This window comes from Anaerococcus sp. HMSC075B03, from assembly GCF_001815585.1.
Classification (GTDB): Bacteria; Bacillota; Clostridia; order Tissierellales; family Peptoniphilaceae; genus Anaerococcus; species Anaerococcus vaginalis.
Genome location: NZ_KV821198.1, coordinates 128,645 through 144,193, shown reverse-complemented (window position 1 = coordinate 144,193; position 15,549 = coordinate 128,645). Strand labels below are relative to the sequence as shown.

Here is a 15,549-nt window from a genome sequence, read left to right as displayed (position 1 = left end):
GTATTATTGTGTTATTATATAAAAAAGAATAATAAAGAAAGGAACAATATGATAGATTTACATTTACATTCACATTTTTCTTTTGATTCAAATACAAATCCAGAAGAAAATGTAAAATCAGCTATAAAAAATAAAATAAAAATAATGGCATTTACAGACCACTTGGATAATTTTTGCCAAAATGACAGGGACATTTCCTTTGATCTTGATGAGTATTTTTCTACTATATATAAGCTTAGGGAAAAATATAAAAATCAAATAAAAATTTTGGCGGGAATTGAAATAGGATTGGCTTATGAAAATGCAGATAAAATTGATAAATTTATTGACGAAAATCCATTTGATTTTGTAATAGGCTCAATCCATGCCGTAGAATTTAAAGATGTTTGGTTAAATAGAAAAAATATAGAAAGTAATCCAAAATATTTTTTTAAAAAATATTATGAATATATGCTAGAATGCGTAAAATCATGTAAAAATTTTTCAAGCTTAGGCCACATAGACTACATTGATAGGTATGTCCAAGACAAATCGGTAATACCAGAATTCTCACTTTATGCAGATTTGGTAGAAGAAATTTTAAAAGAATTAATAAAAACAAATAGAGCTTTCGAATATAATACAGCAGGTTTTAGAAATAATTTGTCCTACGCAAATCCAAAAGATGAAATTTTAGAAAAATATAAAAATCTAGGCGGAAAAATCTTAACCCTAGGCTCAGATTCCCATTTCCCAGACACAATTTCCTACAAAATAAATGATGGAATAAAACATTTAAAAGATTTGGGCTTTGACCACATTTCATATTTTGAAAATAAAAAAGAAAAAATTATAGAAATTTAAAGGCTCACAAAGAGCCTTTATTCATACATTTTTTTATAAGAAGACACATCTCCTCTGTGGGTTACTATATTGTAGCCTGCTTTTTTTATTCTTAATTCTAAACAATTTCTACACTCTGCCGCCTCATCGCCCGTACAAATTTTATTATCATATAAGGAATAAAGTTCTCTATAAGATGTTGGAGATAAATTTGGCATTAGGACATTTGCCCCAGCCTTCAAGCCTTCTTCTCTTCCAAATGGATTTATTGTTCCAAGTGCCGTAGTAGCTGGTATCAAACAATAAGGAAACATCAATCTTAAAATAGAAATAAGTCTTAAAGTTTTTTTGTACGAACCATTTTTCATATTTTTAAATGGAGTATCGTGTTGAGATAAATATGGACCTATCCCTATCATATCCGGTTTTAATTTTTGTAAAAATCTCAAATCCGAAATCAAATCTTCATCCGTTTGATAAGGAGAATCCACCATAAAACCTCCCCCAACTTGAAATCCAATTTCTTTTAAATCAAAAAGAGCCTTTCTCCTATTTTCAAAGGACATTTCTTTTGGATGGATTTTATAATAATGATCTTTGCTTGAACTTTCTTCTCTTAATAAAAACCTATCAGCACCAGCATCAAAAAATTTCTTGTATGATTTTTTTGACCTTTCCCCAATTGACAAAGTGATAGCACAATCAGGATGAATTTTTTTGATTTCCTCAACAATTTTACAGATATCTTCATCTTTATAAGATAAATCTTCTCCGCCTTGAAGAACAAAAGTTCTATAACCCAATTTGTAACCAATTTTTGCACAGGTAATAATTTCATCAAAAGAAAGTCTGTACCTTTCTACATTTGAATTTGATTTTCTAATCCCACAATAATAGCAATCATTTTTGCAAAAATTTGTAAATTCAATTAGACCTCTTACATATACGTCTTTGCCATAAATTTCTTGTCTTACCTTGTCGGCTTTTTTTGCCAAATATTCGTTGTATGATTCATCTTTTATAAAATTTAAAAGTTCTTGGTCAGTAAAATTTTCTGCTTTTACAAAGCTCATTATTAATTCACTCCTTTTCATATTTTTATATTATAACAAAAAATAGTTTTTTATAAAACTTGAAAACAAAATTTATTTTTTCTACATATTTTCTACATATTCTTCGGATATTATAATGCTTGTAAAAAAGAGTTGTAATTATTTTGTAACTATTGTTACGAAAAAGAAATGAAAAACATAAAAAAACTATTAATTAGTTACAATAAATTAAAAAAACACAAAAAAGGAGTAATCATTATGACAAATTTAAAAAAATACGCTCTAGCAGCGGCAATCGTACTACCAACATTATTTACAGTATCAAATAAGGCTGAAGCTTCATCTGCAGTTAAAGATGCAAGCAAAGCTAATGCTGTTAATGTAAGAAGTGACGCTAGTGAATCAAATAATATAATTGGACTTATAACAGATGACAAATCTTATGAAGTTCTAGGATCAACAGATGGTTGGTTAAAAATCAAATTCAACGGTAAAGAAGCTTACGTTGGTGGTCAATGGTTTAATATTACAGAAACAGCTAAAATTTTAAGCCCAGCAAACTTTAGAAAATCTGACAACTTAAATTCAGAAGTTTATCAAGTTCTTAAAAAAGATGAAAGTGTTGAAGTAAAATCAGCAGCTAACAACGGATTCGTTAAAGTAGTTTTTGAAGGTAAAGAAGGATATATCCACAATAGTTTACTAGGACTTTCTAATGATTTTATAAATAAAAATTATGCACCAGTTCAAAGTCAAGAAAGTAGCTATCAAGCATCTGCACAAACATACCAAGCACCAGCTCAATCTTATCAAGCACCTGCTCAAACACAAGCACCAGCACAAAATTATACAGCTAATAATTCATCAGCAAAACAAATTATAGCACAAAGAGAATCTGGTGGATCTTACAATGCTAGAAACGGACAATATATTGGAAAATATCAATTGTCAGCAGCTTACTTAAACGGAGATTATTCTCCAGCTAACCAAGAAAGAGTTGCAGACCAATATGTAGCACAAAGATATGGTTCATGGGATAATGCCCTAGCATTTTGGAACAACAACGGTTGGTACTAAAATTAAATAATAAAAAAATTAGAACTTCAAGCTAATTGCTTGAAGTTTTTTTGTGAATATTTTTACTTCCATTCCCCCATTACTTTTGATATATCAATTTAAAAAATTCAATTTTTTTATCAAAAATGATAGAATAAAAGAAGATTATAAATTTACAAGGAGCAATTATGAAAATAATTTTGGCTGTAGATAGAGATTTTGGGATAGGAAAAGATAATAAACTTCTTTTTCATTTAAAAAAAGACTTGGCTCATTTCAAAGACCTTACCCTAAATAATATAGTTATAATGGGAAGAAAAACTTATAAGTCCATGAATGGAGCTCTTCCCAAAAGAGAAAATATAGTTTTGACAAGAAATAAAGATTTAAAACTTGATGATGCTTTAGTCTTTAATAGCCCACAAAATCTTTTAAAATATGTAAGAGAAAATAAAAATAATAGAGAAATTTTTGTAATCGGCGGAAAAGAAATTGTAGACTTGCTCTTAGATTTTTGTGATGAGGCAATTATTACAAAAATTGATGCAAAAAAAGACGCTGATACCTTCCTTCACAATTTTGATAAAGACGAAAATTTTGAAATTGTAAATAAATCAGAAGATTATTACGAAAATGACCTTAAATTTAATTATATAACTTATAGGAGAAAAAAATGATAGAAATATTTGTTAGCAAACTTTGTCCAGATTGCACTGAAATAATTGAAGATTACAATAATGATTCAAAAAATTTCCAAGGATGTGAAATCATAGATATAACTGATTCGATGATAAATCTCAAAAGATTTTTGGCATACAGGGATAATTTAAATGCTTTTGAAGAAAAAATCAAAACAAATCAAGTGGGAATCCCTGTAAAAATCACTGACAAAAAAGAAGTTGAATTTCTATAAAATTAATTTTTAACTAATTAACAAATAATAATTTAAAAACAAAAATCCAATCTATATTTTCAAAAGCTTATTGCCTATTGAAATTTATAGATTGGATTTTTTTTGCAAAAAATAACCCTAGTTAGACTGTTGACAAACTAAAATTTTTTCCATTTCGACCAGATAAACAACCGTTGATTTCGGTTGTTTATCCCGATTCATCGTGTGCAACGAGCGGAGAAATCTCATGGGATCTCTCCATGCGTTCGTTACACTCACACTAAAACACGTTTGCTTCGCAAACTTCTTCGTGCTTTCGCACTTAGTTTTAGGGATGATTGTGCCAAATCAAGGCACAATCATCTAGTCGAGATGGGCTGTGGCGTAATTTTATTTTTAAATTAACAATAAATTACTAAACTAACTTTGTAAACAGTCTAACCCTAGCTTTAGCTAGGGTTAGGAAAAATTTTACTTATTTTTCTTTTTTAGGATAAATAATCCAATTGTGCTTAGTCCAATTGTTGATAAATAGAATCCTAAATTGCTTTCAATTCCTGTTTTTGGCATTTTTGTGCCTCCAACATTTGAACCTTTTTTATCATCTCCACTTACTTTTTGTAATTTACCATCTTTATCCTTTTCATTGCTAGAACTTGGTTTTTCTTTAGAAGGTTCTGTGCTTGATGGTTTAGATGGTTGTGGTGGATCTTTTGGTTCTTGTGGCTTAGGATCTGCTTTTTCAATTTTTTCATACAAGGCAGTTACTATTATATTATTATTAATTACTGTCTTATCATCTGTATCCCATCCTTTTACTTTGTAGTCTGTTTTTGCTACAATTTTTGGATGAGTAATTTCTGCTAAAGTTTTTCCAGCTTTTGGATTTACATAATATTTTGTTATTCCTTCAAGGTCTCCATGATCTCCTTTTTCAAAAATCACTTCAACATATCCATGAGGTTTATCATTAATATTACCATTTTCATCAACTTCTGGAATTACATCAGGAAGTTTAGCAAATGTTCCAGTAACTATTTTATTTTCTTTGTATTGAACAAATTGTATTGTATCAAAATCCCAACCATTAAATAGGTATCCAATTTCAACATTTAAACTTGGTGGTGGAAGAATAACTTCTTTTTCTGGATTTACATAGAATTTTGTAAATTGTCCATCCATTATTGAGCCACCTTCGCCTTGTGTTACAAAAGAAACTTCAACATATCCTTCTACAAGTTCAGTGCTTACATCATTCAATTCGTTGAAATATGCTGTAATTGTTGTATCAACTCTATAAACACTTGGCATACTTGCATCATGATCCCACGCTTCAAATTCAAATCCAGTATTTGGACTTGCTTTTGGAATATCAAGCGTAACTTCTTTTGTAGGATTTACAAAATATGATAATTGTCCACTTAGACTTCCATTACCATCAGTTTTAAAATCTACTTTTACATAGTCTTTTGGCTTTTCATGGTTTCCATCATTTGGAATCACATCATCAATAGGCTTTGAGCTTGCCTTTACAACTATGTCTTGATCTTTTATCTCTAAAGTTTTTTCTTTATCCCAAGCTTCAAATTTATATCCTAAATTTTCTCCAACACTTGGCCATTTCAAATCACTTAATTTGATATTTGAATTTTTCTTTACAGCATAATTTTGTGTGCCGTCCAAATACAAACCATTATCATTCGTAAATGTTACGCTTACATAGCCATCAGGTATTTCTTCCGGATCAGGAATAATATTTTTCTTGGTTTCTTCTATTTGCCACGCTTTAAGACTATATTTTGCTATTATTTCTGTGTCTTTTTCAAATTTTGCAATAATATTATTGCCCTTATTCCATTTTCTTTGATTTTTATCTAGATTTTCTTCCCATCTTATAAAATCAAATTGATGTTTTTCTCCATTTAATCCTGCTTTTTCTATTCCTTCTGGATTATTTACTGGAATTGTTACTTCTACATTTTTTCTTACTCTGTAGTATTTCTTTGTTGGATCTTTTGCTTTGTCTGTTGGATCTACTGTTACTAGGATATAATCTTTGTAGTCTTCTCCTGGATTTGTATTTGGATCTGGTACTTCTTTGATTGTATCTAATACTCTTACTGGTACGTCTACAAAGTATTCTTCTCCTGTTCTGTAAACTACTTTTACTGTTTGGTAATTTTTGTAAACTTCTTTTGTTGGATCTTTTGGATCTTTTATTTTTGTATCTGCATCTAATATTTCTTTACTTACGTCTGGTTTTTTATCTGTTACTATTTCGCAAGCTGTGATTTCTGCATTTTTTCCAGCTTTTATTGCTTTTTTGTAGTCTTCAAACTCTGGATATTTTCCTACATAGGTTGTTATCATTTCTGCACTTGGTTCTTGTGCTAATGGTGTAAGCTCTTTGCTATATCTTGCTGTGACGATTATTTTTTTGTCTATTTCTGTATTATCGTCTTTATCCCATCCGTATTTTTCGTATCCATTGTTTGCTTTGATTTCTGGATGCTTAATTTCTTTTAATTTTTTTCCTACTGTTGGATTAACGTAGTATTTTGTTATTCCTTCTAGGACTCCGTGTTTTCCTTTTTCAAAGATTACTTCTACGTAGCCTTTTGGTTTGTCGTTTGGTTTTCCATCCTCATCAATTTCTGGGATTATGTCGGCTATTTTTTCAAATGTTCCTGTTATTATTGTTTCTTTTTCTGTATATTGGGTTAGTTTACTTGTATCTTTATCCCATCCTTTGAATTTATAGCCTATTTCTGTTTCTAGCTTTGGCGATGTTACTATGACTTTCTTTTCTGGATTTACATAGTAGGTTTCTACTTCGCCTTCTTTTATTTTTCCACCTTCTCCTTTTATTTGGAATATTACTTTTACGTAATCTTCTATTGGTGTTTCGCTTACATCATCTAGTACTTTGAATTTTGCTGTGATTGTTGTATCTTTTTCATATTTTGTTGGCTTGGTTGCATCTTTGTCCCATTCTTTAAACTCATAGCCTATCTTTGCTTTTGTTTCTGGAACTTTTAGTTTTACTTCTTTGGTTGGATTTACATAGTAGGTTGTTACACCTTTTAGTGTTCCATTTCCGTCTGTTTTGAAGTCCACTTTTACGTAACCTTTTGGTTGTTCTTCGCCATCTTTTTTTGGTATTACATCTTTTAATGGGTTTGATGTTGCATTTACAACTATATCTTTATCTTTTATTTCTAAATCTTTTTCTTTATCCCATTTATCGAATGTATATCCTACTTTTTCTTCTATTTGTGCCCATTTTATATCTTTCAATGTTATTCCAAGATTTTTCTTTACGAAATATTCTTGAATTCCACTTAGTGTTAATCCGTCATCGCTTGTGAATTTTACTCTTACATAACCTTCTGGTTTTTCTTGTGGATTTTCTGGGTCATTTGGTATTACATTTTTCTCTGGTTTTTCTTGTTCCCACGCTTTAAGACTATATTTTGCTTTTATTTCTGTGTCTTTTGCGAATTTGCCTGTGATTTTTTTACCTTTTTCCCATTTTCTTGGTTCGGTGTCTTCTTTTTCTTTCCATTTGGTAAATTCGTAGCTGTGGCTTTCACCATTTGTACTTGTTATTTCTTTTCCTTCTGGATTTTTTGATGGAATTGTTACTTCTACATTTTTTCTTACTCTGTAGTATTTCTTTGTTGGATCTTTTGCTTTGTCTGTTGGATCTACTGTTATTAGAATGTAATCTTTGTAGTCTTCTCCTGGAATTGTATCTGGATCTGGTACTTCTTTGATTGTATCTAGTACTTTTACTGGTACGTCAACTAAGAATACTTCATCTGTTTTGTAGATTACTTTTATTGTTTTGTAATTTTTGTAAACTTCTTTTGTTGGATCTTTTGGATCTTTTATTTTTGTATCTGCATCTAATATTTCTTTGCTTACGTCTGGTTTTTTTCTTTCTGGTTCTTTTTCTTCTACTATTTCATAAGCTTCGATTTCTGCAAATTTTCCAGTTTTTCCAATTTCTCCCGCTTTTATTGCAGCTTTGTAGTCTTTTAGCTCTGGATATTTTCCTACGTAAGTTGTAATCATTTCTGCACTTGGTGGATATACAATATCTTTTGGTGTTTTTGAATATCTTGCAGTAATTACAGTTTCTTTTTCAAAGATATGAAGAGATTTCATATCGTAATCTTTTCTAGCTTTTATTTGCTCTTTAAGATCTGCAATATCATCTCCGCCTGTAGTCCATTTTTCAAATGTCCAGTCATTTTCTCCTTCTGGATCATTTTCTGGAATTTTTACTTGAGCTTTTGGATTTACATAATAAGTTTTTATTTGTTTATCTTTAGCCTTATTTGTTGGAACTACATCAACTTTTACAAAATCTTTCAAAAATTCGTCGTTTTGAACTATATTTGGTTTAGATTTACTATCCAATGCCCTATAAATATTTTTGTAAATTTCTAAAGGAATTTCAAAATCTTTGTAAGTATCATTTTTGAAATTAACCCTTACTTTAATTGAATCTTTTTTAGGTTTAACATCACTTGGCTTATTATTGTATTCTTCATTTTCTTTTACCTTATCATAGATTTTTTCTTCTTCTAAGACTTGGTAATCTTTGTATTTTTCAAGTTTAATTAAGTCGCTAATAGATTCTTCTATTTGGGCATTTGTTGGAATAAAATCATTGATGAATTTTCCGCCATCATCTTTTGATGATTCAAAAACTTTAATAAGTTTTACTTCTGGATATTCATCTTCTACAAAGTCAATTTCAAATTCATAACTCTTTTTGATTGAAGTATTTTCATCAAGTAAACCATTTAATTCTTTTCCATCTTCTCTTCTTCCACTCCATGAACCAATGTTGTAATTTTTGGCTGGAGTAATTTTTATACCATTTTTCTCTTTATCTGTTGGTACAGGAATATTTGAGAAATTCAAACCATCTATTACATCATAATAAAGTTCTTTTATTTCCTTGCCATTTTCGTCTGTTCCAAATGAACCATTGTCAAGTGCCTTAAAGGTAACTCTGTGATAGCCCTTAGGTATTGGTGTCTTTGGATTTTTTGTTTTTAAAACTCTGACATCTTTATAATAGAAATTTATATCTTTTGTTTTTACTCCATTAATATCAAGTAATTCGTGAGTATCTTCATTAATATTAAAGAATAATTGAGTTTGTGGAGGACTTACTAATTTGAAACCTCTTATTTTTCTATAGTTTACAGAATCAAAGTGCCTGTTTCCATTCAAAACTTCTTCAGGTTCTATTACATTTTCAAATTTGTCCCCTTGACTTCCAACTGCTTCAAACTTATCTTGTCCATCTTTTGCTAGTAGATAATTTACTGTATATTTTCTATAACGATAAGGTCTGTAGTAGAAGTGGAATTGATTTTTAAATTCCAACTTTATTGGTTGTTGATTATCATCAAGTGTTGTATTATCATCTTCAGCTTGAACAACTTGGTTTTGATAATAAGTATTTTTTCTCTCAGTTTCTTTTTTATAAGCTTCATATTCATTTTTTGTATCTTCACTTACATTTTTATTATCAAACTCATCATCATTAGCCAAGATGTATTCTTCACCTTGCATAACACCATAAGCTGTAGTGTTTGTTTTAACTCTTTGATTTTTTATTACGCCATCAACTAATTTTACTTCATTAAAATCTTTATCAAGCAAGTGATGGTATACTTTTACATCAACTAAACTATTTTTTGCCCAAATTGCTCTAAGATGAAGATCTGATATAATTTCGTTTCCAAAAGAATAAAGTCTTGGTACTTTATATTTATCTTTATAAGACTTATCTTCACTACCATCTTCATTATAAGTTACAAGCTCCCAGCCCAAGAAATCATAACCATCTCTTTGTGGTTTTGGTGGCTGTTTTATTGTCATTCTATTTGCTACATCAAATACTTGAACATTGCCTTCATTTTCAAGTTTTTCAGGAACCTTGTATGGAACTTTTCCAAATTCAGTTGATATTTTAATTCTTTCGCCATCTTTGTGAGTTGCAATATCATTTTGTTCAATAGAATTAATATCTCCACCATTTGGATCAAATTTTACCTTATAATTTTTGTCAGGTTCGCCCCATTTTGCATAAAGGACAACATCATAATTAGGCATGTTAGCATCAGCATCATCTAGCTTAGACTTTAACTCTTTTATTTCATTTTGTAACTTAAATTTCTTTTCTTTGTCATTTGAATTTTTTTCAAGTTCTTTATATTTTTCAGCAATTTGAGATTCAAGCTTTTCAGCCTCTTTAATAGTATCTTTAATAAGCCTGCTACCTTGAGCATCCAATGCCCAACCCTTAAATACATAATCATCAGGAAGATTTTCAGGCTTATCAGCTTCTGTAAGCTTATATTCTTCATCAAGATTTAATTTTCTAAGAGGTATATCATAATATACATCAGATATAATCGCTTCTTTACCATTTGAAAATGTCTTTCCAGAAAAATCAGCATGTGCATTTACATCTGATGGATCTGTATCAAGAAATAGTTTATATTTTTCACGTTCATAAGTAAATGCAAAGCGGTATCTAGGAATGTCCTTAAAAGGAACTCCATTAATTCCATTTTCAGCTATAGGATCAAAAAATGACTTTTCATCCTCTGGTCTTTTTTCCTCATATTTATCTAATTCATTTTTAAGTTCATCAAAAGTTAATTTTGAAAGATCTTGCGTATATCCTTCTTTTTTTGCAGGACGTTTTTTTGCATCTTCAACAGGATTAATTTTCTCATATTTAGGTGTAAATCCTACAATACCTGGAGAAGGATATGGGTATGGAACAATTGTGTCAATTTTTGTATATGACATATCTGGATTATAGTGGAGCTTGCCATCAAAGCCCTCAAACAAATATTCCATATAGTAGATAGCAAATTGGAACTCTTCACTTGAACATGGTCCAAGAGAAATTGTTCTTTCAGGTAATTTTTCTCCTGTTGAAGTTGAGTGAGTTGCAGGTCTTACCGCTGGATCTAGTTCTGTAAAATCTTTATCTATAAAATCCTTTGATGTTAGCCAGTATGGTGGAGTATCAAGATATAAACTTTGATCTAAATTTCCATTATTTTCTGAATTTAATTGCCATCCTATAAAACTACGATTTGGATCAAAGTCAACCCCGCCTTTTTCTATAAGCCACATATCATTAGGCCATTTTGTCAATCTCTCGCCAAATTTTGCTGTAAATTTATATGGTTTGTTCACTTCTTTTGTAGAATCATATTTTCTTCCATCAGGAAGTACCATTTTTGCTTCTTTAGCTGGAAAACCAGCATCAGGTTCATCAATACAGAATTTTTCAAATAGCATTGTATATGTTTGACGATCATAGTAAATGTTATAGGTAGTTGAGCTATCAGAATGAACTTTTTTTACAACAACTTCACTTGTTCCATCATCATTTTTAACATTTTCTGTATTTTCTTCTTTTATTTTTTTTGTATTTCTAACATAATATTTATTAAGTTCTTTTTCTTTTCCCTTATTTGTAAGATCTTTTTCTATTTCAGGGAATTTGAAACCTTCTGGTAACATTTTATCTAAATCTGGACGAGAGTTTGTGTCCACATTTTTTATTACTTTTGCTCCAATAAAATCATAGCCATCAGATTCAGCTTTTTGAGTCCAAAATTGAATCTTATAATCTGCTTTTGGTTTTTCATCCCATACTGCAGTAAAGGTTATGTTTTCTGCTGGCATTGCCTCTTTTAGGCCATCTGGATAATTTTTCATGTCTATAAGATCGCCTTTTTTTATTTTTATTTTGCCATCAGAAGTTTCTAAATCTTTATTAGATTTCCATCCTATAAAATCAGACGCACGTTTTGTTGGTTTGTAATCAAAATATGGAATAGTTTGACCATAGTATAGGGTCATATTTGGTACATAAGATCCACCATCAGAATCAAAATCTACTTGGAAAGTTTTTCTATTGTAGTGATAAATTAATGGAGTATCACTTGCATTTTCTGGAACTGTTACCTCAAGATTGTTTTGTTCTGGTTCAAATCCTTTTGCATACTTTTCACTATCTTTTTCATTTAATTCTGGGATTTTAAATTTATCTCCAGTTTTTGCCTTATATTCTCTGATTAATGGTTTTTCTTCATCTTTTGGATTTTCATATATTTCATGATCATATAAATTTTGGAAAAGATATTTTACTTGTATTTTTCCTTCTTTTGGTTCATATTTATAATCAGTATTTCCATAAAATATAAAGCTAGCTTTTTTTGTATCTTGGGCATTATTCTTTACAAAATCATAAGTAACATCATAGGAATCAATGCCATTTGGTTTGTCGTAGCCTTTTATTTCAGGCAAGTTTATAGTTTTTAAAACTTTTTCCCTTTCTTCTGGGCTTGCATTTTCTCCTACGCTTGCTATGTATGGTTGAAAAATGATTTTATCCTTATCTAAACCATTTTCTTTTACACCAATTTTGTAATCCCACCTATAGGTGTAAATGTTAGGATATTTTGGATTTTCTAATTGTTTTTCAATATCCTCTCCCTCATTAAGCTCGGTAGGTTTTTCTACAATTTTGTCATTTATTTGGTCTATATAAAAATCATCGCTATCGTCATCACGATTTTTATACGCCAAAGCCATATTTGTACCGAGCAAAATAATAGCTAGTAACAGTGCTGAAATCAATATTTTTTTCTTTTTGATTTTCACTAAAAAACACCTCCCTTTTTTCACTATATTATTACCTTAATTATATAATAATAATCAATGAAAGAAAAGGTTTTTTTACAAAATAAATACATATTATTGAAAAAATTTTCTACAAAAAAAATCAGCACAAGATTTATTCTTAATGCTGATTTATTTTTATTAATTTATTTAATTATTTTTTGTAAAATCTTCCAATTTTATATAATCAAAAATTCCATCTGTAAATTCTTGGTCTATTTCTCCTTTTATTAATGGAAGAGTGTAATTTGTAATTTTTTCTTTTAAAATCTCTCTTGATTCTAGCCATTCTTTTGGGATTTTTTTCTCTTTATTTGCTATATTTGATGGTTTTGTTGTAAAATATTTTACTTTGTAATCCTTAGAATTTTCTCTTTTTAATATGGGAACAAGATTTGTTTTTTCCTTCCCATATTTTATTGTCAAATATCCCAATTGGTAAGCCTCATTTGAATCGGTTTTTGAAATTAGAAAACTTGTTCTTTGGACAATATTTAATTCAACTGAACGAGTTTTTACCTTTAATTTATCGTGAATATAGTCTGAAATTTTTAAGCCAATGCCTGCAATTATTGGATGATTGAAACCTTTATCAAATGATTTTTGTTTTTCATTTAAAAGTTTTCCATCTTTGTCCATAAAGCCTTCTGAAACTGCTATTAGCAAATTATTATCTTCCTTGAATTTTTCTTTAATTTCTTTTTCTATATCATCTAATGATTTTTTATCTTCTGGAAGATAGACTAAATTTACTATATCTTTTTTTCTTTTATAATTTGCAAGATAAGAAGTTGCTGTAAGCCAGCCTGCATTTCTTCCCATAATTTCCACAAAGGTAACTGATTTTATTGGATATATATCGCAATCAAGCCTAATTTGTCTTAGGGCAGAATTTACAAATTTTGATGCAGATGCAAAGCCAGGCGAATGGTCCATTTCGCACAAATCATTGTCAATTGTTTTTGGACAGCCAACTACATTTACCCAATCAATTTTATTTTTTTCTATGTATGAATTGAGTTTCATAACTGTATCCATTGAATCATTTCCACCAATGTAGACAAAAGTTGAAATCTCATATTTTTTTAAATTTTCAAAGATTTTTTTATATTGCCAATCTTTCAAATCATCACTTAATTTAAAACGACAAGAACCAAGAATAGAAGAAGGCCTTTTTCTAAGCCTTTCATTTGCATTTTCCTTTTTAAACAAATCTTTATCAACTTTTTTAATATTTTCACTTAAAAGTCCTTCAATTCCATTAAGTGAAACAAATACATTTTCAAAATCAAAATCAATCCCAGCTTGGATAGCACCAGCCAAGGAAGAATTAATAACAGCGGTAGGACCACCTGACTGACCAATTAAACAATTCATATATCCCCCTTAAATTTTTATCCTTATATATAGTACCATTTTATTTAGAAATTTTAAGGCAAAAATAAAACAGAAAAGCTTTTTAACTTTTCTGTCTTTTTTATAATTCAAATTTATTAATTTTATTATCAATTAAACTATCATTCACTACAAATATTGTACCAATAATCATAAAAATCAAAGCTAACAAAAACTTTTCATCTGGTCTTTCTCCATTTATTATAAAAGCCAAAAATGCTCCGACAAATGGTGCTACTGAATAATAGGCGCTTGTTTTTGCTGCTCCAAGATCTCTTTGTGCTCTTACGTATAAAAATATGCTCAAACCGTAAGCTACGAATCCTAAGATCATTGCTAAAAATATATATTTATAATTAATTATTTTTTCTTTTAATAAAAGACCTATAAAAAGTGAACCCAATCCTGAAAAAATTCCTTTTAATGTTACTATTTGATAAGTACTTTTTTCAGAAATTTTTTTTGTGCAATTATTTTCAAGTCCCCAAGAAATTGTGGCTAATAAAACAAATATTGAACCAATTGAAAAATCAAGGCTAGTTTTACCATTAAATGTCAAAATAAAACTTGAAATTATTATAAAAAATATAGCAATCCATAGCCTAGATGAAACTTTTTCTTTGAAAATTATAAGTGCAATTAGGCTTGTTGCTACAATCTCAAAATTTTCTAATAATGATGCATTTGATGCTGAACCAAGTTTTATTCCAACCATCAAAAGTAAGGGGGCAAGTATATCAAGTCCTATCATGGCGATTGTATATTTAAAATCTGATTTATCTAATCTCAAAGACTTGTCTTCTTTTTTGTAGTTAAAAATATACATTATTCCTACGCCAACTCCTGCTCCTAAATATAAAAATGCTGCCATAAAAGTAGGTGGAATATTTTCCATTAATTTTTTTGATAGGGGTGTGCTTATTGCAAATAAAACTGCTGCTAATAAGGCTGAAATTATTGCTTTTATTTTCTTGTTTTTCATTTTGTATCTCTACTAAATCTTAAAATATTTTATCCTTCTATCCCCAAGGATTTTTTCGCCAAGGCGTCTGCCATGTCGTTGTATTTGTCGTTTGAGTGGGCCTTTACTTTTATGAAATGTACGTCGATTTTTTCTTTTGCTTTTTGGAAAAATTCGTAGTATCTTTGGGTAAGTTCGTTATTTCTTTTCCACTCTCCTTTTGCCCATGATTCTATGCCTTGATAATCGTAGTGGATATAGATTGTTTTTTTGCCTTCAGAAATTGCCTTGTTGATTGCTCCAACACTTGCCTTTACTTCTCCTGCAACATTTCTGTGGATATGAAATTCATCATCAAAATCTTTATAAATTTCTTCGATTTTTTCGTCTGTTATGTAGACTATTCCTACTCCGTATTTTTTATCTTTTTTAGAATAGGAACCGTCTATATAGGCAATTACTGAATCTTTGTCAGCTTTTATCTGAATTTCTTTGTCTTCCAAAAAATCTTCTGCATCTTCTTTTTTCTTAAAAGACTTGTATATTGCTCCCTTGTAACCTTTTACTTCTTTTAAACACAAATCCCAGGATGTGTATATCCCAGGATTTCTGCCTTTTTTTACTGCGTAATATTTCAT

9 protein-coding genes are annotated in these 15,549 nt (G+C 29.5%); 4 read left to right on the top strand and 5 right to left on the bottom strand.

Annotated features, from left to right (window positions below; genetic code table 11):
* The first annotated feature begins 48 nt into the window (after nucleotides 1-48).
* Nucleotides 49-843, top strand: a complete 795-nt coding sequence (locus HMPREF3045_RS07430) for a histidinol-phosphatase HisJ family protein (protein ID WP_070738320.1) — start codon at nucleotides 49-51, stop codon at nucleotides 841-843.
* 17 nt (nucleotides 844-860) lie between these two features.
* Here HMPREF3045_RS07430 and hydE read toward each other — a convergent pair whose 3' ends face one another.
* The gene (gene hydE / locus HMPREF3045_RS07425) at nucleotides 861-1,895 is read right to left on the bottom strand and encodes a [FeFe] hydrogenase H-cluster radical SAM maturase HydE (RefSeq protein ID WP_070738318.1); all 1,035 of its coding nucleotides are present in this window, start codon (nucleotides 1,893-1,895) and stop codon (nucleotides 861-863) included.
* 237 nt (nucleotides 1,896-2,132) lie between these two features.
* On the opposite strand from hydE, the gene HMPREF3045_RS07420 reads away from it, so the two are divergent.
* The 3 genes from HMPREF3045_RS07420 (at nucleotide 2,133) to HMPREF3045_RS07410 (ending at nucleotide 3,843) form a co-directional block, all read left to right on the top strand.
* Nucleotides 2,133-2,951, top strand: a complete 819-nt coding sequence (locus tag HMPREF3045_RS07420; RefSeq protein ID WP_070738316.1) for an aggregation-promoting factor C-terminal-like domain-containing protein — start codon at nucleotides 2,133-2,135, stop codon at nucleotides 2,949-2,951.
* Nucleotides 2,952-3,118: 167 nt separating this feature from the next.
* Nucleotides 3,119-3,607 carry a dihydrofolate reductase gene (locus HMPREF3045_RS07415; protein ID WP_070738314.1) on the top strand — a complete coding sequence of 163 codons (489 nt, stop codon included), beginning with the start codon at nucleotides 3,119-3,121 and terminating at the stop codon, nucleotides 3,605-3,607.
* Nucleotides 3,604-3,843, top strand: a complete 240-nt coding sequence (locus HMPREF3045_RS07410) for a hypothetical protein (RefSeq protein WP_070738312.1) — start codon at nucleotides 3,604-3,606, stop codon at nucleotides 3,841-3,843. Before HMPREF3045_RS07415 ends, HMPREF3045_RS07410 begins: the two co-directional genes overlap by 4 nt.
* A 450-nt stretch (nucleotides 3,844-4,293) precedes the next feature.
* Here the strand turns inward: HMPREF3045_RS07410 and HMPREF3045_RS07405 are convergent, their stop codons facing one another.
* The 4 genes from HMPREF3045_RS07405 to HMPREF3045_RS07390 all read right to left on the bottom strand — a co-directional run bounded on the left by HMPREF3045_RS07405 (nucleotide 4,294) and on the right by HMPREF3045_RS07390 (nucleotide 15,549).
* Nucleotides 4,294-12,537, bottom strand: coding sequence for an InlB B-repeat-containing protein (locus HMPREF3045_RS07405; RefSeq protein ID WP_070738310.1), 8,244 nt, complete (start codon nucleotides 12,535-12,537; stop codon nucleotides 4,294-4,296).
* Between the two features lie 168 nt (nucleotides 12,538-12,705).
* Nucleotides 12,706-13,932, bottom strand: a complete 1,227-nt coding sequence (locus tag HMPREF3045_RS07400; protein ID WP_070738308.1) for a diphosphate--fructose-6-phosphate 1-phosphotransferase — start codon at nucleotides 13,930-13,932, stop codon at nucleotides 12,706-12,708.
* A gap of 100 nt (nucleotides 13,933-14,032) precedes the next feature.
* Nucleotides 14,033-14,932, bottom strand: coding sequence for a DMT family transporter (locus HMPREF3045_RS07395; protein ID WP_070738306.1), 900 nt, complete (start codon nucleotides 14,930-14,932; stop codon nucleotides 14,033-14,035).
* A gap of 29 nt (nucleotides 14,933-14,961) precedes the next feature.
* The gene (locus HMPREF3045_RS07390) at nucleotides 14,962-15,549 is read right to left on the bottom strand and encodes a ribonuclease H1 domain-containing protein (protein ID WP_070738304.1); all 588 of its coding nucleotides are present in this window, start codon (nucleotides 15,547-15,549) and stop codon (nucleotides 14,962-14,964) included.

What these genes read in the sequence shown, in the direction of transcription:
- HMPREF3045_RS07430 (WP_070738320.1), top strand. Translation starts at nt 49, where the DNA reads ATGATAGATTTACATTTACATTCACATTTTTCTTTTGATTCAAATACA.
- hydE (WP_070738318.1), bottom strand. Translation starts at nt 1,895, where the DNA reads ATGAGCTTTGTAAAAGCAGAAAATTTTACTGACCAAGAACTTTTAAAT.
- HMPREF3045_RS07420 (WP_070738316.1), top strand. Translation starts at nt 2,133, where the DNA reads ATGACAAATTTAAAAAAATACGCTCTAGCAGCGGCAATCGTACTACCA.
- HMPREF3045_RS07415 (WP_070738314.1), top strand. Translation starts at nt 3,119, where the DNA reads ATGAAAATAATTTTGGCTGTAGATAGAGATTTTGGGATAGGAAAAGAT.
- HMPREF3045_RS07410 (WP_070738312.1), top strand. Translation starts at nt 3,604, where the DNA reads ATGATAGAAATATTTGTTAGCAAACTTTGTCCAGATTGCACTGAAATA.
- HMPREF3045_RS07400 (WP_070738308.1), bottom strand. Translation starts at nt 13,932, where the DNA reads ATGAATTGTTTAATTGGTCAGTCAGGTGGTCCTACCGCTGTTATTAAT.
- HMPREF3045_RS07395 (WP_070738306.1), bottom strand. Translation starts at nt 14,932, where the DNA reads ATGAAAAACAAGAAAATAAAAGCAATAATTTCAGCCTTATTAGCAGCA.
- HMPREF3045_RS07390 (WP_070738304.1), bottom strand. Translation starts at nt 15,549, where the DNA reads ATGAAATATTACGCAGTAAAAAAAGGCAGAAATCCTGGGATATACACA.